Source organism: Staphylococcus sp. HL28, from assembly GCF_021117155.1.
Taxonomy (GTDB): Bacteria; Bacillota; Bacilli; order Staphylococcales; family Staphylococcaceae; genus Staphylococcus; species Staphylococcus warneri.
The window spans coordinates 1-18,750 of sequence record NZ_CP088218.1; the positions used below are offsets into that span (position 1 = coordinate 1).

Here is an 18,750-nt window from a genome sequence, read left to right on the forward strand (position 1 = left end):
ATGTCTGAAAAAGAAATTTGGGAAAAAGTATTAGACCTCGCCAAAGAACGAATTTCAAAAATTAGTTTTGATACTTTCGTAAAAGATACGCAACTCTATTCACTCCAAAATGATAAAGCCATCGTATTAGTCAGTGAATCTTTCAATGCGAATTGGCTCAATCAAAAATATAGTGAGATTATGCAAAGCATCATATATGAAGTGATCGGTTATGAAGTCGAACCTCGTTTTATAACTGAAGAAGAACTGTCAAAATATATGAACACCGATCAAAAACAACCTGAAGAACCAACAGCTCAAGAAACTAATCAACATCAGAATGTCGATAATCCGGGTGGTATTGAACAATTTAATACACACAATACATTTGACACATTTGTAATCGGACCAGGCAACCGTTTTCCACATGCTGCGAGTTTAGCAGTAGCAGAAGCACCAGCCGAAGCATATAATCCATTATTCATTTATGGTGGAGTTGGATTAGGAAAAACCCATCTCATGCATGCCATTGGACATCATGTTTTGAGTAACAATCCTAATGCTAATGTGATTTATACATCTAGTGAAAAGTTTACAAACGAATTTATTAAGTCAATTCGTGATAACCAAGGTGATGCTTTTAGAGAGAAATACCGTAATATCGACGTTTTACTAATCGATGATATACAGTTCATTCAAAATAAGGAGCAAACACAAGAGGAATTCTTCCATACATTCAATGAACTGCATAACAATAATAAACAAATTGTTATTTCTAGTGACCGTCCACCAAAAGAGATCTCAAAATTGTCAGATCGACTTCGTTCTCGCTTTGAATGGGGCTTAATTGTGGATATTACACCACCAGATTATGAAACAAGAATGGCTATTTTACAGAAAAAGATTGAAGAAGAGAATTTAGATATACCAATGGAATCTTTAAACTACATTGCTAATCAAATTCAATCCAATATTCGTGAACTTGAAGGTGCTTTAACACGTTTACTAGCATATTCACAATTACAAGGTAAACCTATCACGACTGAATTAGCTGCGGAAGCTTTAAAAGATATTATTCAAGCACCTAAATCTAAAAAGATTACCATTCAAGATATACAAAAAGTCGTTGGACAATACTATAACGTTCGCATAGAGGACTTTAGTGCCAAAAAGCGTACAAAATCTATTGCCTATCCACGACAAATAGCGATGTATCTTTCACGTGAACTTACAGATTTTTCATTACCTAAAATTGGTGAAGAGTTTGGCGGGCGTGATCATACAACCGTCATTCATGCTCACGAAAAAATTGTAAATGATATAAAAGCAGATCCTACATTTAAACAAGAAGTGGAAAATTTAGAAAAAGAAATCAGAAACCAATAGTTGGGAAATAATTTGAACACTTGAGCTGTTATAGTACAGTTCGAATTGAAGATTAAATTTGATTATAAAAGGGAATAATTACATCGGAAAACATATGTCATTTTGTTGTCGTTGTATGATTCTAAAAAAGATAATCAAGTTGTGGATTGTGGATAATGTTGAAAAGGTGTACACAGTATACACACTTTATCCACATGTGTATAACTTTGCTATATCAGACTTATTGTCACTTATCCACTAATTCACAGGCCCTACTACTATTACTATGAATTTAAAACCTATATAATTATATATAAACGACTGGAAGGAGTTTAAATTTTAATGATGGAATTCACTATTAAAAGAGATTACTTTATTAATCAACTAAACGATACATTAAAAGCTATTTCACCAAGAACAACTTTACCAATTCTTACTGGTATTAAAATTGACGCTAAAGAAAATGAAGTCATTTTAACTGGATCAGATTCTGAAATCTCAATTGAAATCTCAATACCAAAACAAATAGATGGTGAAGATATTGTTGATATCTCAGAAACAGGATCAGTTGTACTTCCTGGTCGTTTCTTCGTAGATATTATTAAAAAATTACCAGGTAAAGATGTTAAATTGTCTACTAATGAACAATTCCAAACACTCATTACATCTGGCCATTCTGAATTCAACTTAAGTGGTTTAGATCCAGATCAATATCCACTATTACCAGAAGTATCAAGAGATGACGCCATTCAATTATCTGTAAAAGTATTAAAAAACATCATTGCACAAACTAATTTTGCAGTGTCCACCTCAGAAACACGCCCAGTATTAACTGGTGTCAACTGGCTTATACAAGATAATGAATTAATATGCACAGCAACTGACTCACACCGCTTGGCTGTAAGAAAGTTAAAATTAGAAGATACATCTGAAAATAAAAATGTCATCATTCCTGGTAAAGCCTTATCTGAATTAAATAAAATTATGAGCGATAGTGATGAAGATATTGATATTTTCTTCGCATCTAACCAAGTATTATTTAGAGTAGGTCATGTTAATTTCATTTCTCGTTTATTAGAAGGTCATTATCCAGATACAACGCGTTTATTCCCTGAAAACTATGAAATCAAGTTAGGAATTAACAATGGTGAGTTTTACCATGCAATTGATCGTGCATCATTATTAGCTAGAGAAGGCGGTAATAATGTCATCAAATTAAGCACTGGTAATGAAGTTGTTGAACTATCATCAACGTCTCCAGAAATTGGTACTGTAAAAGAAGAAGTAACAGCAACTGATGTAGAAGGTGGCAATCTTAAAATTTCGTTCAACTCAAAATATATGATGGATGCATTAAAAGCGATTGATAATGACGAAGTCGAAGTCGAATTCTTCGGTACGATGAAACCATTCATCTTAAAACCTAAAGACGATGATTCAGTCACTCAATTGATCTTGCCAATCCGTACTTACTAATCAATACTTAAAAAGCGAAAATGAATAATAGCTGAGACACGATTAAATGTCTCGGCTATTTTTTATTTAAAGTTCATTTTAAAGTGTGTGAGCCTTTGTGTAAGCGTAAGAAAATATTTTTAGGAGGAATTTATCGATTTATAGAAAAATGAGCTAATATGCCCTTTAAAATTAAAATGACGTTAATACATAACTAAAAAAGTAATTGAAATAACCAATAAATTTAAAATAGAGACATTATCACAATAAGTAAACGTTTACATTCTTTGTTTCACATGAAATTTGAGCGCAAAACAGGTATAATATATTAATGACATAAAAAGAAATGGAGTGATGAATTTGATTCAAGAAGTTGTTGTAGAAGGTGACATTACTTTAGGTCAATTTCTGAAAACAGAAGGTATTATTGAATCAGGTGGCCAAGCGAAATGGTTCCTACAAGATTTCGAGGTTTTAATTAATGGTCAACGTGAAGTTAGACGTGGCAAAAAATTAGAACATCATGATCGAATTGATATACCTGAATTACCTGAAGATACGGGTGCTTTTTTAATCATTCACCAAGGTGAACAATGAAACTAAATACACTCCAATTGGAAAACTATCGTAACTATGAACAGGTTACAATCGATTGTCATCCTGAAGTGAATATTCTCATAGGCGAGAATGCACAAGGAAAGACGAATCTCCTTGAATCAATTTACACTTTAGCTTTGGCAAAAAGCCACAGAACTTCTAATGACAAGGAACTCATACGTTTTGATTCTGAGTATGCTAAAATAGAAGGTGAGCTAAATTATAGACATGGCACAATGCCACTGACGATGTTCATTACTAAAAGAGGTAAGCAAGTGAAGGTCAACCACTTAGAGCAAAGTAGACTAACACAATATATAGGGCATCTAAATGTGGTTCTTTTTGCGCCGGAAGATTTGAATATCGTCAAAGGATCACCTCTAATACGCCGTCGTTTTATAGACATGGAATTAGGACAAATATCAGCTGTCTATTTAAACGACCTTTCTCAATATCAACGTATTTTAAAACAAAAGAACAACTACCTAAAGCAACTACAAATTGGTAATAAGACTGACACAACTATGCTGGAAGTCTTAAATCAACAATTTGCTGAATATGCGTTAAAGGTGACGTTGCGTCGTGAACATTTTATTAAAGAACTAGAACAATTAGCTCAACCCATTCATGCAGGTATTACGAATGAACGTGAACAATTGGCGCTTAAATATTTACCAAGTTTGAAATTAAGTCATCAGGACCAAACGGAATCAGAAATGTTAGAAGAGATTCTGACATTACTTAATGACAATCTTCAAAGAGAGAAAGACCGTGGTGTGTGTCTCTTTGGACCACATCGTGACGACTTAGGTTTTAATGTTAACGGCATGGATGCGCAAACTTATGGTTCACAAGGTCAACAGAGAACAACCGCATTGTCAATTAAGTTAGCTGAAATTGAACTAATGAATATAGAAGTTGGAGAATATCCAATTTTATTACTAGATGATGTGTTGAGTGAATTAGATGACTCACGTCAAACGCACTTATTGAGTACAATTCAACATAAAGTACAGACATTTGTAACTACGACATCCGTAGACGGTATTGATCATGAAATCATGAATAATGCTAAGTTATACCGTATAAATCAAGGTGAAATTATAAAGTAACAGAAAGCGATGGTGAATACATTGTCAGATGTAAACAACACAGATAATTATGGTGCTGGGCAGATACAAGTATTAGAAGGACTAGAAGCGGTCCGTAAACGACCTGGTATGTATATCGGTTCAACTTCAGAAAGAGGTTTGCACCATTTAGTATGGGAAATTGTTGATAATAGTATTGACGAAGCATTAGCAGGTTATGCTGACGAAATTAACGTAACAATTGAAAAAGATAATTGGATTAAAGTTACTGACAATGGTCGTGGTATCCCAGTAGATATTCAAGAAAAAATGGGACGTCCAGCAGTTGAGGTTATTTTAACTGTACTTCATGCCGGAGGTAAATTCGGTGGTGGCGGATACAAAGTATCAGGTGGTCTACATGGTGTAGGTTCATCCGTTGTTAATGCCCTATCAGAGGATTTAGAAGTATACGTACACCGTAACGATACGATTTATCACCAAGCCTATAAAAAAGGTGTACCTCAATTTGATTTAAAAGAAATTGGTAGCACAGATAAAACAGGTACAGCAATTCGTTTTAAAGCGGATAGTAGTATCTTTACTGAAACAACAGTTTATAACTATGAAACATTGCAACAACGTATTCGTGAGTTAGCATTCTTGAACAAAGGTATTCAAATCACTTTAACTGATGAGCGAGACGAAGACGATATCAGACAAGACTCATATCACTATGAGGGTGGGATTAAGTCTTATGTAGAAATGTTGAATGAAAATAAGGAACCTATCCATGGCGAACCTATCTACATTCACCAATCTAAAGATGATATCGAAGTTGAAATTGCGATCCAATATAATAAAGGCTATTCAACGAATTTATTAACATATGCCAACAATATCCACACGTACGAAGGCGGTACCCATGAAGATGGCTTTAAACGTGCGTTAACACGTGTGTTAAATAGTTATGGTATGAACAGTAAAATTATCAAAGAAGATAAAGATAGACTTTCAGGTGAAGACACACGTGAAGGTTTAACAGCTATTATTTCTATCAAACATGGTGATCCTCAATTCGAAGGTCAAACGAAAACGAAATTAGGAAACTCTGAAGTGCGACAAGTTGTAGATAAATTATTCTCTGAGCACTTTGAACGTTTCTTATATGAAAACCCTAGTGTTGGTAGAATTATTGTTGAAAAAGGTATTATGGCATCTCGTGCACGTGTTGCTGCAAAGAAAGCACGTGAAGTGACACGTCGTAAATCAGCATTAGAGATTTCAAGTTTACCTGGTAAACTTGCTGACTGCTCTAGTAAAAACCCTGAAGAAAGTGAAATTTTCTTAGTCGAAGGGGACTCTGCCGGTGGGTCTACTAAATCAGGCCGTGACTCAAGCACACAGGCGATTTTACCATTGAGAGGTAAGATTCTTAATGTTGAAAAAGCACGTCTAGATCGTATTTTAAATAACAATGAAATTCGTTCTATGATTACAGCGTTTGGTACGGGTATCGGTGGAGAATTTGATATTAGTAAAGCACGTTATCATAAAATTGTAATTATGACAGATGCCGATGTTGATGGTGCCCATATCAGAACACTATTATTAACATTCTTCTATCGTTTCATGAGACCGCTAATCGAAGCGGGATACGTTTATATTGCACAACCACCGTTATACAAATTAACGCAAGGTAAACAAAAATATTACGTTTTCAACGATAGAGAATTAGATAAATTAAAAGCAGAATTAAATCCAACACCTAAATGGTCTATTGCCCGTTATAAAGGTCTTGGTGAAATGAATGCCGACCAATTATGGGAAACTACGATGAATCCAGAACATCGTTCAATGTTACAAGTAACGTTAGAAGATGCAATTGATGCCGACCAAACATTTGAAATGTTAATGGGTGACATTGTTGAAAACCGTAGACAATTTATTGAAGATAACGCAGTCTATGCCAACCTAGATTTCTAAGCACTATGAACTGAACTTTTGAAGGAGGATCTCTTGATGGCTGAATTACCTCAATCAAGAATTAATGAACGAAATATAACCAATGAAATGCGCGAATCATTCCTAGACTATGCAATGAGTGTTATCGTTTCTCGTGCATTACCAGACGTCAGAGATGGATTAAAACCAGTACATCGTCGTATACTTTACGGATTAAATGAACAAGGTATGACTCCAGACAAGCCATATAAAAAATCCGCACGTATTGTTGGGGATGTTATGGGTAAATATCACCCACATGGTGACTCATCTATTTACGAGGCTATGGTAAGAATGGCACAAGAATTCAGTTATCGTTATCCACTTGTAGATGGACAAGGTAACTTTGGTTCCATGGATGGAGATGGCGCAGCTGCTATGCGTTATACCGAAGCACGTATGACTAAAATCACGCTAGAATTACTACGTGATATCAATAAAGATACAATTGACTTTATTGATAACTATGATGGTAATGAAAGAGAGCCGTCAGTCTTACCTGCACGTTTCCCTAACTTATTAGTTAATGGTGCGGCAGGTATCGCCGTAGGTATGGCGACTAATATACCACCTCATAATTTGACAGAGGTGATTGATGGCGTACTTAGTTTAAGTAAGAAGCCAGACATCTCAATCAGTGAATTAATGGAAGATATTCAAGGTCCAGATTTTCCAACTGCTGGTCTTATCCTAGGTAAAAGTGGTATTAGACGTGCTTATGAAACAGGTAGAGGTTCTGTACAAATGCGCTCACGTGCTGAAATTGAAGAACGTGGTGGCGGACGTCAACGTATTGTTGTTACAGAAATTCCATTCCAAGTTAACAAGGCACGAATGATTGAAAAAATTGCTGAACTTGTACGTGATAAAAAAATTGATGGTATTACTGACTTACGTGATGAAACAAGTTTACGTACAGGTGTAAGAGTTGTTATTGATATCCGTAAGGATGCTAACGCAAGCGTTATCTTAAATAACTTATATAAACAAACACCGTTACAAACATCATTTGGTGTAAATATGATTGCCTTAGTTAATGGCAGACCTAAGTTGATTAATCTTAAAGAAGCATTAGTCCATTACTTAGAACACCAAAAAACGGTTGTACGTAGACGTACAGAGTACAATTTAAGAAAAGCAAAAGACCGTGCCCATATCTTAGAAGGTTTAAGAATTGCACTTGATCATATTGATGAAATTATTAGTACAATTCGTGAATCTGAAACAGATAAAGTGGCAATGGAAAGCTTACAAGAACGCTTCAAATTATCTGAAAGACAAGCACAAGCTATCTTAGATATGCGTTTAAGACGTTTAACTGGTTTAGAAAGAGACAAAATTGAATCAGAATATAACGAATTATTAGCTTATATCGATGAATTAGAAGCGATTTTAGCGGATGAAGAAGTATTACTACAATTAGTTCGTGACGAATTAACAGAAATTAAAGAACGTTATGGTGACGAACGTCGTACAGAAATTCAACTTGGCGGATTAGATGATTTAGAAGATGAAGATTTAATCCCAGAAGAACAAATTGTAATTACATTAAGTCATAACAATTATATTAAACGTCTTCCTGTATCTACATATCGTGCCCAAAACCGTGGTGGTCGTGGTGTACAAGGTATGAATACATTAGAAGAAGACTTTGTGAGTCAATTAGTTACTTTAAGTACTCACGACAATGTCTTATTCTTTACGAATAAAGGTCGCGTATACAAACTTAAAGGTTACGAAGTACCAGAATTATCTCGTCAATCCAAAGGTATTCCAATTGTTAATGCGATTGAACTTGAAAATGATGAAAGTATTAGCACAATGATTGCTGTTAAAGACCTTGAAAGTGAAGACGATTACCTAGTATTTGCAACACGTAAAGGTATCGTTAAACGATCATCATTAAGTAACTTCTCTCGTATTAATAAGAACGGTAAAATTGCGATTAACTTTAAAGAAGATGATGAGTTAATTGCAGTTAGACTAACCGATGGTGAAGAGGATATCCTTATTGGTACTGCCCATGCTTCATTAATTAGATTCTCTGAAAAAGCATTACGTCCACTTGGTCGTACAGCAGCAGGTGTGAAAGGTATCACATTACGTGAAGGTGATGAAGTAGTCGGTTTAGACGTCGCACATGCGAATAGTGAAGATGAAGTATTAGTTGTTACTGAAAATGGTTACGGTAAACGTACACCAATTGCTGATTATCGATTATCAAATCGTGGCGGTAAAGGTATTAAGACGGCAACAATTACAGAACGTAATGGTAACATCGTATGTATTACAACTGTTACAGGTGAAGAAGACTTAATGGTAGTAACGAATGCAGGTGTGATTATACGTCTAGATGTGCATGATATTTCACAAAATGGCCGTTCTGCACAAGGTGTTCGACTTATGCGTTTAGGTGATGACCAATTTGTTTCAACAGTAGCTAAAGTAAAACAAGAAGATGACGCTGATGAAACAGAATCAGAAAATGAAAGTGATAACGCTCAAGGTGAGTCTAATAACGAAGAAGTTATTGAAGGTGGCGCACCAGGCAAAGCGATTCAAACTGAAGTTACTGACGAAGAACAAGATTCAGAAGATAATCAAGATGGCGATGAACGTATCGATGTAAGACAAGACTTTATGGATCGTGTAAATGAAGATATCGAAAACGATTCAGACAATAATGAAGATGAATAAGCAATAATATAAAGTAAAAAATAGGTTGTATATTTTTAACGGTTGGTGAATAAAATTCACTAGCCGTTTTATCTTTTAGACACAAAAAAGCACAAATATCTCTATAATTATAAGTGGCTAAACAAATAAGTAAGGAGAGATATTGTGCCTATGTGTAATGATATATCAGAAATCATTGGAATTGAAGTAGAAAACTTAAAAATCACTCAAAAACTTGGCTTGTATGTTCATAAAAACGTTCGATGTTTACTATACAAAGGGATTTTGACGTACATCCCTATGGGATGTGAATGTTGTGGTATTAAAAACGATAATCACTTAATCATTAAACACGGATTTCGAGAAACTAAAGTATATATGGGTTTAATTCTTGAACGACCTGCGTACCTACAGTTAAAAAAGCAACGTTTTTATTGTAAGGAATGTGGTCAAACATTTACGGCTCAAACACCTTATATTGAGCCACGTTGTAGAATTTCCAAAGATGTTAAACTAATGATGATGAAGAAATTAGCCAAAGTAAGTTCTGAAAAAGACGTAGCTAATAGCTTGTTTATTTCACCTTCCACTGTACATCGATATTTAAAGGAAGTCAGTTCTTCTGTTAAAACAACTCCTAATAGCGAGTTGCCGAAACATTTATCTTTTGATGAATTCAAATCTACAAAAGATGTGGATGGCGCAATGAGTTTTATTTATTGTGATAGTATCACGCACGATATCATCGATATCTTACCAGATCGTCGCCAATTTAAACTCAAAGAATATTTTTTAAGGTTCTCTAGAAAACAACGTAAAAATGTTAAGAGTATATCTATTGATATGTATGTTCCATATATTTCGCTTATTGAATCACTGTTTCCAGAAGCAAAAATTATCATTGATCGTTTCCACATTGTTCAAGCAATAACTCGCGAAATCAATCGAACTCGGATTAAAGTTATGAATGAATTTCGAAGAAAGGATAGGCCGAATTATAATAAATTAAAGCGGTATTGGAAGCTGTTACTTAAGACACCACACGATTTGAACCGAATGCATTATCATCAATTTAGGCTTTTTACTACATGGCAGAGTCAGTATAGCCTTGTCCAATATTTATTAAGTTTAGATGGTCAACTTAAAGCAACGTATGAAATGGGTCATTTAATTTCAGACGCCTTAAAATCTAATAACATTAAACAATTAACCTATAGTTTATATACTTCGAAAAAACATGATCTATCCAAAGGTTTAAAACGAGTAATTAATACGTTGATAAAATATTTACCCTATATTACAAATACAATTCGATATCCACATCTAACAAATGGCCCTATTGAGGGAATAAATAATAAAATTAAGCTTATTAAGCGAGTCTCTTATGGTTATAGAAATTTTTATAATTTTAGAAATCGAATATTGATTATTTCTAGGATATTTGTAAGTGAATATAAAAAAAGTACTAAGCAACTGAATAGAGTTGCTTAGTACTTAATTCCATTACCAACCGACGTTGACATAGAACCAAAAAATAAGACTCCCCTATCATCGGGGAGTCTTATTTTATGTAATAAAAAGGATATGGCAAGTGTTAAATATGACCATATCCCCTATAAATGCTATTCTTCTAATTGTTTCATTGCGTATGGAATTTCATTGATTAAACGTGATGGTGGTACGACATACATCGTTTCAGAAAGCTTTTCTCCGATATAACTATGCGTATATGTGGCGCTCATCACCGCTTCTTTAATACTGTCAAATTGGCCTACAAAGCTAGTAATCATTCCTGCTAAAGTATCTCCCATACCACCAGTTGCCATAGCTGGGCTACCGATAGATAGTTTATAATCATCATTTCTAAAGTAAATCTCAGTACCATGTTTTTTTAGAACAACTGTCGCGCCAATACGATCAACCGCTTCACGATTACGCTCATAAGTTTGTTCTTCAATTGGAATACCACTTAAACGTTCCCACTCTTTTTGATGTGGCGTAAAAATTACTCGACATGAAGGTAGTTGAGGTTTAAGTTTACTAAAAATAGTAATAGCATCACCGTCTACTATTAAATTCTGATGAGGTTGGATGTTTTGTAATAGGAAAGTAATGGCATTATTTCCTTTAAAGTCTACACCAAGTCCAGGTCCAATTAAGATACTGTCTGTCATTTCAATCATTTTAGTAAGCATCTTTGTATCGTTAATATCGATAACCATTGCTTCCGGGCATCGAGAATGTAATGCAGCATGATTAGTTGGGTGTGTTGCTACAGTGATTAAACCACTACCACTAAATACACATGCACGTGCTGCTAACATGATTGCACCACCTAAATTAGCAGATCCACCAATTAATAGGATTTTACCGTAATCACCTTTATGAGACTCTTCTTTTCTTTTAGGAATATTAATAGTATCTAAAGTTTCCATCTACCTAAACCTCCTTTTACCGGATTATCTATTTCTATTATACAAACCGGTTTATGTTCATTGATTCATTTGATATTGAATATAAGTCACAACGATGTGTGTGCTTTTAAATACAATAAAAAATACTATACCTGTAATACACTTTCGTCAATAGGAATTTAAGAAATGTAACGATATATATACCAAGTATAACAATGACAATATTTTAGCGTATTAAATAATTAAATTGTTAATGTATTATAAAAATTGTAAAAGGTATTGTTTATATAAAAATGAAAACGTATACTTTTTGATAATGGAAGTTTTAATTCTACATAAAGGGGAGCTGTTTCTATGACTTTATTTTTAAATGGAGATGCTTTAACGATTGAAGATATTAAACAATTATTACACCAAGATTTAAAAATTGAAATCACAGAGGAAGCATTAGAAAGAGTTAAAAAAAGTAGAAGCGTAGTAGAACGAATCATTAATGATAAAGAAACCATTTATGGGATTACCACAGGATTTGGTTTATTTAGTGATGTGCGTATTGATTCGACTCAGTATAATGACTTACAAGTTAATTTAATACGTTCACACGCTTGTGGGATGGGCGAACCATTTTCTGAAGAAGTATCACTCGTGATGATGATTTTACGACTTAATACATTATTAAAAGGAAATTCAGGGGTAACGTTAGAATTGGTCGACCAGCTCAAATATTTCATCAATGAGCGTATTATACCTGTGATTCCTCAACAAGGTTCACTCGGTGCATCAGGTGATTTGGCACCATTATCTCATTTAGCTTTAGCACTTATTGGTGAAGGGCTTGTTTATTTTAAAAATGAAGAAGTTGATAGTCGTTATGTCTTAAATGAATTAGGAAGAGCACCATTACATCTACAAGCTAAAGAAGGATTAGCACTAATTAATGGCACACAGGCTATGACTGCACAAGGGGTCATTAATTATATTGAAGCGGAAGACTTAGGTTACCAAGCAGAGTGGATTGCGGCGCTCACACATCAAGCGTTAAATGGTATTGTTGATGCATATGATCATAGAGTACATGCAGTTAGAAATAGTCAAGAACAAGTAGATGTCGCGGCACGTATGCGTCATTGGTTAGTAGACTCGAAGTTAACAACAAGACAAGCTGAGATTCGTGTTCAAGATGCTTATTCTTTACGTTGTATTCCACAAATTCATGGCGCAAGTTATCAAGTGTTTAACTACGTAAAAGAAAAGTTAGAGTTTGAAATGAATGCTTCAAATGATAATCCGCTTATCTTTGATGAAGACGGTGAAACAACAGTCATATCTGGTGGTAACTTCCATGGACAACCTATCGCCTTTGCGCTTGATCATTTGAAATTAGGTGTCAGTGAATTAGCGAATGTTTCAGAACGACGTGTGGAACGACTAGTGAATCCGCAATTGAATAACGGTCTACCTGCATTCTTAAGTCCAGAACCTGGTTTACAAAGTGGCGCGATGATTATGCAATATGCAGCTGCGAGCCTAGTTTCTGAGAATAAAACACTTGCACATCCAGCGAGTGTAGATTCTATACCATCTTCAGCTAACCAAGAAGATCATGTGTCTATGGGAACGATTGCTTCAAGACATGGTTATCAAATGATTGAAAATGCACGACGAGTGATAGCGATTGAATGTATTATTGCGTTACAAGCAGTTGAATTAAAAGGGGTCAATCAACTCTCACCTAAAACACGAGACAAATATGACGAATTTAGAAACATTGTGCCATCTATCAAACAAGATAGACAATTCCATAAAGACATAGAAGCCGTAGCACAGTACTTAAAGGATAGTGCATATCATTAAGACATTCATAAAATGAAAATGATTGAATTTTAAAATAACTTGAAAATTACAAAAAACTTTGCTATATTGTGTGTAAGTTAATAAAACATTGTTCGTAGGCCAAGTAGTATTATTGATGGATTTCAGAGAGCTTGTGGTTAGTGAGAACAAGTAATCCACTTTAATGTGAATCTACCTACATTTAGTGAGCAATCGGCGAATAACCGTTATTTTAGTTAAGTGCAAATGAAGTAACATTTCATTGAGATGTTTGCTTTGTTTGTTAAATAGGGTGGCAACGCGTAGACCACGTCCCTTGTTGGGGCGTGGTCTTTTTGTATGCTTTTATATACATAGTTGGCATGCTAAAATATATATTTTTTAATGGGAAAGGATGAAGGTTTCATGTTAGATATTAAACTTTTTAGAACAGAGCCAGACAAAGTTAAGAGCAAAATTGAATTAAGAGGAGACGACCCTAAAGTAGTCGATGAGGTATTAGCATTAGATGAAAAGCGTCGTACATTAATAAGCAAGACAGAAGAGATGAAGGCTAAACGTAACAAAGTTAGTGAAGAAATCGCTCAGAAAAAACGTAATAAAGAAAATGCTGATGATGTTATCGCTGAAATGCGTCAATTAGGGGATGACATTAAAGAATATGATACACAATTAAATGAAATTGATAATAAAATGTCTGATATTCTATGTCGTATTCCAAACCTTATCAATGATGATGTACCACAAGGTGCTTCAGATGAAGAAAATATCGAAGTTAAAAAATGGGGTACACCACGTGAGTTTGATTTCGAAGCGAAAGCACACTGGGATATTGTAGAAGATCTAAAAATGGCTGACTTCGATCGTGCCGCTAAAATTTCTGGCGCACGTTTCGTTTATCTAACAAGAGACGGTGCACAATTAGAACGTGCATTAATGAACTACATGATCACTAAACATACAACACAACATGGTTACACTGAAATGATGGTACCTCAATTAGTTAACGCTGATACAATGTATGGTACTGGTCAATTACCTAAATTCGAAGAAGATTTATTTAAAGTAGAAAAAGAAGGACTATATACAATTCCAACTGCTGAAGTACCTTTAACAAACTTCTATCGTGACGAAATCATCCAACCAGGTGTTTTACCTGAAAAATTCACTGGACAATCTGCATGTTTCCGTAGTGAAGCGGGTTCAGCTGGTAGAGATACAAGAGGTTTAATTCGTTTACACCAATTCGACAAAGTTGAAATGGTACGCTTTGAAAAACCTGAAGATTCTTGGGATGCTTTAGAAGAAATGACTACAAACGCTGAAGCAATCTTAGAAGAATTAGGATTACCATATCGTCGTGTTATCTTATGTACTGGAGACATTGGTTTCAGTGCTAGTAAAACATACGACTTAGAAGTATGGTTACCAAGTTATAACGACTACAAAGAAATCAGTTCTTGTTCAAACTGTACTGATTTCCAAGCACGACGTGCCAATATCCGTTTCAAACGTGATAATGCAGCTAAACCTGAATTAGCGCATACGTTAAACGGTAGTGGTTTAGCTGTAGGTCGTACATTCGCAGCAATCGTTGAGAACTACCAAAATGAAGATGGTACTGTAACTATCCCTGAAGCCTTAGTACCATTCATGGGTGGTAAAACTCATATTCAAAAGCCAACTAAATAATTTAGATTGTTAGCGAATGACTAGCTATACAATGCGCGGTAATGAAGAGCCATCATTGCCGCGTATTTTTTATGCCAATAATCAAAAATAAGAGGGTAGGGGAGTTTGAAGAGAGCACGGTTTATATGAGAAATTAAGAGGTAAGTCTAATTATTTATAGAAAATTCTGTCATATTTAAACTGTTGTGATGACAGCGTTTTAAAACTGAGGTTTGTCTAACGTCACACATACCGATGTCTAAAGTGATTGCCGTTTTCTTCATTGTATATTAGACTTGAGTTTATTATTTAAACGTATATTCATTTGGTATTAGAAAGGGGAGACAAAATGACCCATCTCACATTTAGACAGGGTGTTAAAGAATGTATTCCAACACTATTAGGATATGCAGGTGTTGGTATTTCATTTGGCATTGTTGCTGCATCTCAAAAATTTAGTTTATTAGAAATTATATTACTTTGTTTAATTATTTATGCCGGTGCAGCGCAATTTATTATATGTGCGTTAGTCATGGCTGGAACACCGATAACAGCGATAGTGTTAACAACATTTATTGTTAATTCACGTATGTTTTTATTAAGTATGACGTTAGCTCCCAACTTTAAGTCTTATGGTTTATGGAATCGAATTGGACTTGGTTCTTTAGTAACCGATGAAACATTTGGTGTAGCCATTACGCCTTATTTAAAAGGTGAGCCAATTAACGATCGTTGGTTGCATGGTTTAAACATCACAGCATATTTGTTTTGGACCTTTTCTTGTGTAGTTGGTGCTATATTCGGCAAATATATTTCGAATCCAGAGATGTTAGGATTAGATTTTGCGATTACAGCTATGTTTGTATTTTTAGGTATTGCTCAATTTGAATCTGTTAAAAAGTCTAAGATCAACATCTATCTTGTGCTGATTCTATGCGTCATTGTGATGATGTTATCGTTAAGCTTTGTTATGCCTTCATATGTAGCAATTATAATATCTGCAGTTGTCGCATCTACATTAGGGGTGGTGATGGACAGATGATGACAGATCAACATATGTTAATCATTATTATTCTATGTGGTATTGTTACGATTTTAGTTAGAGTGATTCCATTTATGATGATTTCACGAGTGAATTTACCAGATGTTATTATTCAATGGTTGTCCTTTATTCCTATCACGCTTTTTACAGCACTTGTCTTGGACGGTATCATTCAACAACATGAGGGTAGCGTAGGCTATACACTCAATGTGCCATTCATTATTGCATTAATACCAACTGTATTATTAGCTATATATACGAGAAGTCTAACTTGGACCATTTTAGGCGGTATTGCATTTATCGCTGCCTTGAGATTCTTTCTATAGAAATCAAGGTCTACATATTGAATTTCGTAAAGGAGTTAGTTAAAATTTAAGTAGTTAGAAAATTTAGATAATTAATATATTTATTCAAAACTTAATCATAAAATCTTATTCAGAGAAGTTGAGGGACTTGGCCCATAGACGCTTCAGCAACCGGCTATAAAGAATACGAGTACGGTGCTAAAACCAACGAGCACTCGGATGATAAGTACTGAACCGCTTCTTACTTTTCATAGAGTAAGAAGCTTTTTTATTTAAAGGAGGATGGATTCATATATGTCGAATTATACAGTTGATACATTAGAATTAGGCCAATTTACGACAGAGTCTGGAGAAACGATACGAAACTTAAAATTAACATATGAACATGTAGGTTATCCTGGACAACCATTAGCATTAGTTTGCCATGCATTAACTGGTAATCATCTTACATATGGTACAGATGAACATCCAGGTTGGTGGCGTGAAATTATTGATGGTGGTTATATGCCTATCAATGATTATCAATTTTTAACATTCAACGTGATAGGGAGTCCATTTGGTTCCAGTTCAAAGCATAATGATCCACATTTTCCAGATCATTTAACATTAAGAGATATCGTACGCGCACTGGAGAAGGGGATAGAAGCACTAGGATTTAATAAAATAGATATTTTAATCGGTGGTAGTTTAGGTGGTATGCAAGCACTAGAATTACTTTATAATCGACGATTCCAAGTAGATAAAGCGGTTATACTTGCTGCTACAGATAAAACCTCATCGTACAGTTGTGCCTTTAACGAAATTGCTAGACAAGCGATTCATATCGGAGGTAAAGAAGGTTTAAGTATTGCCCGACAATTAGGATTTTTAACCTATCGATCTTCTAAAAGTTATGATCAACGCTTCACACCTGAAGAGGTAGTTAGTTATCAACAACATCAAGGGAACAAGTTCAAAGAATCCTTTGATTTATCATGTTATTTAACCCTGCTGGACGTCTTAGATAGTCATAATATTGATAGAGGCAGAGATGATGTTGATGAGGTGTTTAAATCATTAGACACAAAGGTATTAACGATGGGATTCATAGATGATTTGTTATATCCAGATGATCAAGTGTTAGCGGTAGGACAACGCTTTAAATATCATCGACACTTTTTTGTACCAGATAACGTGGGACACGATGGTTTCTTACTAAATTTTGAAGATTGGGCACCCAATTTATATCACTTTTTAAATGCGAAACATATTCGACGATAATGACTATTTTTATAATCATAAAATAAGTTGTATTTCTCTCTAAAATACTGCTGGAATTGACCGACATAAATACCAGTAGTACTTTATTGTTTATTTTTTTCAAAGAGGTTAAAATGGTAATTATAGTCAAAAAAAGTATGGGAGTGGCGTGTGTGTTTTCAAAAATACAACCTAAAGCAACTATTATAGGTACATTAGCATTAGTGATAGTCGCTTTAGTAACACATGTATTACCTATTCTCGGCTTAATTTTATGTTTATTTGCAACAATCCCAGGTGTCGTATTATGGAACAAATCTATTCAGTCATTTGGAATTAGTGCCTTAGTAACAGTTATAATTACAACATTATTAGGTAATACATTCGTCTTAAGTATGATGGTTTTAGTGATTTTAACGAGTTTAATCATTGGACAATTACTTAAGGAAAGAGCAACAAAAGAAAGAATTTTATATGTAACAACGGTATCTCTAAGTTTAATGACATTGATAGGATTCATGTTATTACAAGTATTTGAAAAAATCCCAAGAGCAGCCGCATTAGTTAACCCTGTTAAAGAAACCGTTCATAACATGTTATTAACAAGTGGAGCAGATGCTGATTACAGACAGATGCTTGAAGAAAGTATCCGCCAAATGACGGTCCAACTCCCTAGTTATCTCATTATTATCGTTTTTCTTTTCGTTTTAATTAATCTGATCATAACATTTCCAATCTTGCGCAAATTGAAAGTAGCTACGCCAATATTCAAACCGCTTTTCGCTTGGCAAATGAATCGTACGCTATTAACAATCTATATTATTGATTTAATTTGTGTCATGTTTGCGACCCAACCAAGTACGTTCCAGAGTATCGTATTAAACTTTGAAGTTGTGTTATCATTAGTGATGTACATTCAAGGGATGAGCGTGATACATTTCTTCGGAAAAGCGAAGCGACTACCGAATGTAGTAACTATCATATTAATGGTTATAGGAACATTATTAACGCCAATGACTCACATTGTAGGGTTATTAGGTGTCATCGATTTATGTATCAATTTAAAACAACTAATGAACAATAATAATAAAAAGTGATGA

14 protein-coding genes, 1 riboswitch and 1 other annotated feature are annotated in these 18,750 nt (G+C 34.5%); of the genes, 13 read left to right on the forward strand and 1 reads right to left on the reverse strand.

What is annotated here, in order from left to right:
• The 7 genes from dnaA (at window position 1) to LPC11_RS00035 (ending at window position 10,637) form a co-directional block, all read left to right on the forward strand.
• Window positions 1-1,365, forward strand: a complete 1,365-nt coding sequence (gene dnaA / locus LPC11_RS00005) for a chromosomal replication initiator protein DnaA (RefSeq protein ID WP_023374460.1) — start codon at window positions 1-3, stop codon at window positions 1,363-1,365.
• Window positions 1,366-1,686: 321 nt separating this feature from the next.
• Window positions 1,687-2,820: a DNA polymerase III subunit beta gene (dnaN, locus tag LPC11_RS00010; protein ID WP_002451549.1), complete on the forward strand. Its 1,134-nt coding sequence runs from the start codon at window positions 1,687-1,689 to the stop codon at window positions 2,818-2,820.
• A 330-nt stretch (window positions 2,821-3,150) separates the two neighbouring features.
• Window positions 3,151-3,396, forward strand: a complete 246-nt coding sequence (gene yaaA, locus LPC11_RS00015) for a S4 domain-containing protein YaaA (RefSeq protein WP_015364547.1) — start codon at window positions 3,151-3,153, stop codon at window positions 3,394-3,396.
• Window positions 3,393-4,508: a DNA replication/repair protein RecF gene (gene recF / locus LPC11_RS00020; protein WP_049416583.1), complete on the forward strand. Its 1,116-nt coding sequence runs from the start codon at window positions 3,393-3,395 to the stop codon at window positions 4,506-4,508. Before yaaA ends, recF begins: the two co-directional genes overlap by 4 nt.
• Window positions 4,509-4,517: 9 nt before the next feature.
• Window positions 4,518-6,452, forward strand: coding sequence for a DNA topoisomerase (ATP-hydrolyzing) subunit B (gene gyrB / locus LPC11_RS00025; protein WP_023374457.1), 1,935 nt, complete (start codon window positions 4,518-4,520; stop codon window positions 6,450-6,452).
• Window positions 6,453-6,488: 36 nt separating this feature from the next.
• A complete protein-coding gene (gyrA, locus tag LPC11_RS00030) occupies window positions 6,489-9,167 on the forward strand; it encodes a DNA gyrase subunit A (RefSeq protein WP_231307294.1) in 2,679 nt (892 codons plus the stop codon).
• Window positions 9,168-9,317: 150 nt separating this feature from the next.
• Entirely contained in the window at window positions 9,318-10,637 is a 1,320-nt protein-coding gene (locus tag LPC11_RS00035; RefSeq protein ID WP_148519196.1) for an ISL3 family transposase, read from the forward strand.
• A 131-nt stretch (window positions 10,638-10,768) separates the two neighbouring features.
• Here the strand turns inward: LPC11_RS00035 and LPC11_RS00040 are convergent, their stop codons facing one another.
• The gene (locus LPC11_RS00040; protein WP_023374455.1) at window positions 10,769-11,581 is read right to left on the reverse strand and encodes an NAD(P)H-hydrate dehydratase; all 813 of its coding nucleotides are present in this window, start codon (window positions 11,579-11,581) and stop codon (window positions 10,769-10,771) included.
• 333 nt (window positions 11,582-11,914) lie between these two features.
• On the opposite strand from LPC11_RS00040, the gene hutH reads away from it, so the two are divergent.
• The 6 genes from hutH (at window position 11,915) to LPC11_RS00070 (ending at window position 18,747) form a co-directional block, all read left to right on the forward strand.
• Complete coding sequence (gene hutH, locus LPC11_RS00045; RefSeq protein WP_231307295.1) at window positions 11,915-13,414, forward strand: histidine ammonia-lyase; 1,500 nt, start codon at window positions 11,915-11,917, stop codon at window positions 13,412-13,414.
• A gap of 83 nt (window positions 13,415-13,497) precedes the next feature.
• Window positions 13,498-13,713, forward strand: a binding site (T-box leader).
• 85 nt (window positions 13,714-13,798) lie between these two features.
• Window positions 13,799-15,085, forward strand: coding sequence for a serine--tRNA ligase (gene serS / locus LPC11_RS00050; protein ID WP_104681492.1), 1,287 nt, complete (start codon window positions 13,799-13,801; stop codon window positions 15,083-15,085).
• Between the two features lie 328 nt (window positions 15,086-15,413).
• Complete coding sequence (locus LPC11_RS00055) at window positions 15,414-16,106, forward strand: AzlC family ABC transporter permease (RefSeq protein ID WP_023374452.1); 693 nt, start codon at window positions 15,414-15,416, stop codon at window positions 16,104-16,106.
• On the forward strand, window positions 16,103-16,432 hold the full coding sequence (locus LPC11_RS00060; protein WP_023374451.1) for an AzlD domain-containing protein: 330 nt from the start codon (window positions 16,103-16,105) through the stop codon (window positions 16,430-16,432). The genes LPC11_RS00055 and LPC11_RS00060 overlap by 4 nt, the downstream gene beginning before the upstream one ends.
• 102 nt (window positions 16,433-16,534) lie before the next feature.
• A riboswitch (SAM riboswitch) is annotated at window positions 16,535-16,640 on the forward strand.
• A 65-nt stretch (window positions 16,641-16,705) separates the two neighbouring features.
• Window positions 16,706-17,671, forward strand: a complete 966-nt coding sequence (metX, locus tag LPC11_RS00065; protein WP_023374450.1) for a homoserine O-acetyltransferase MetX — start codon at window positions 16,706-16,708, stop codon at window positions 17,669-17,671.
• Window positions 17,672-17,808: 137 nt separating this feature from the next.
• Entirely contained in the window at window positions 17,809-18,747 is a 939-nt protein-coding gene (locus LPC11_RS00070) for a YybS family protein (protein ID WP_231307389.1), read from the forward strand.
• Window positions 18,748-18,750: the final 3 nt, after the last annotated feature.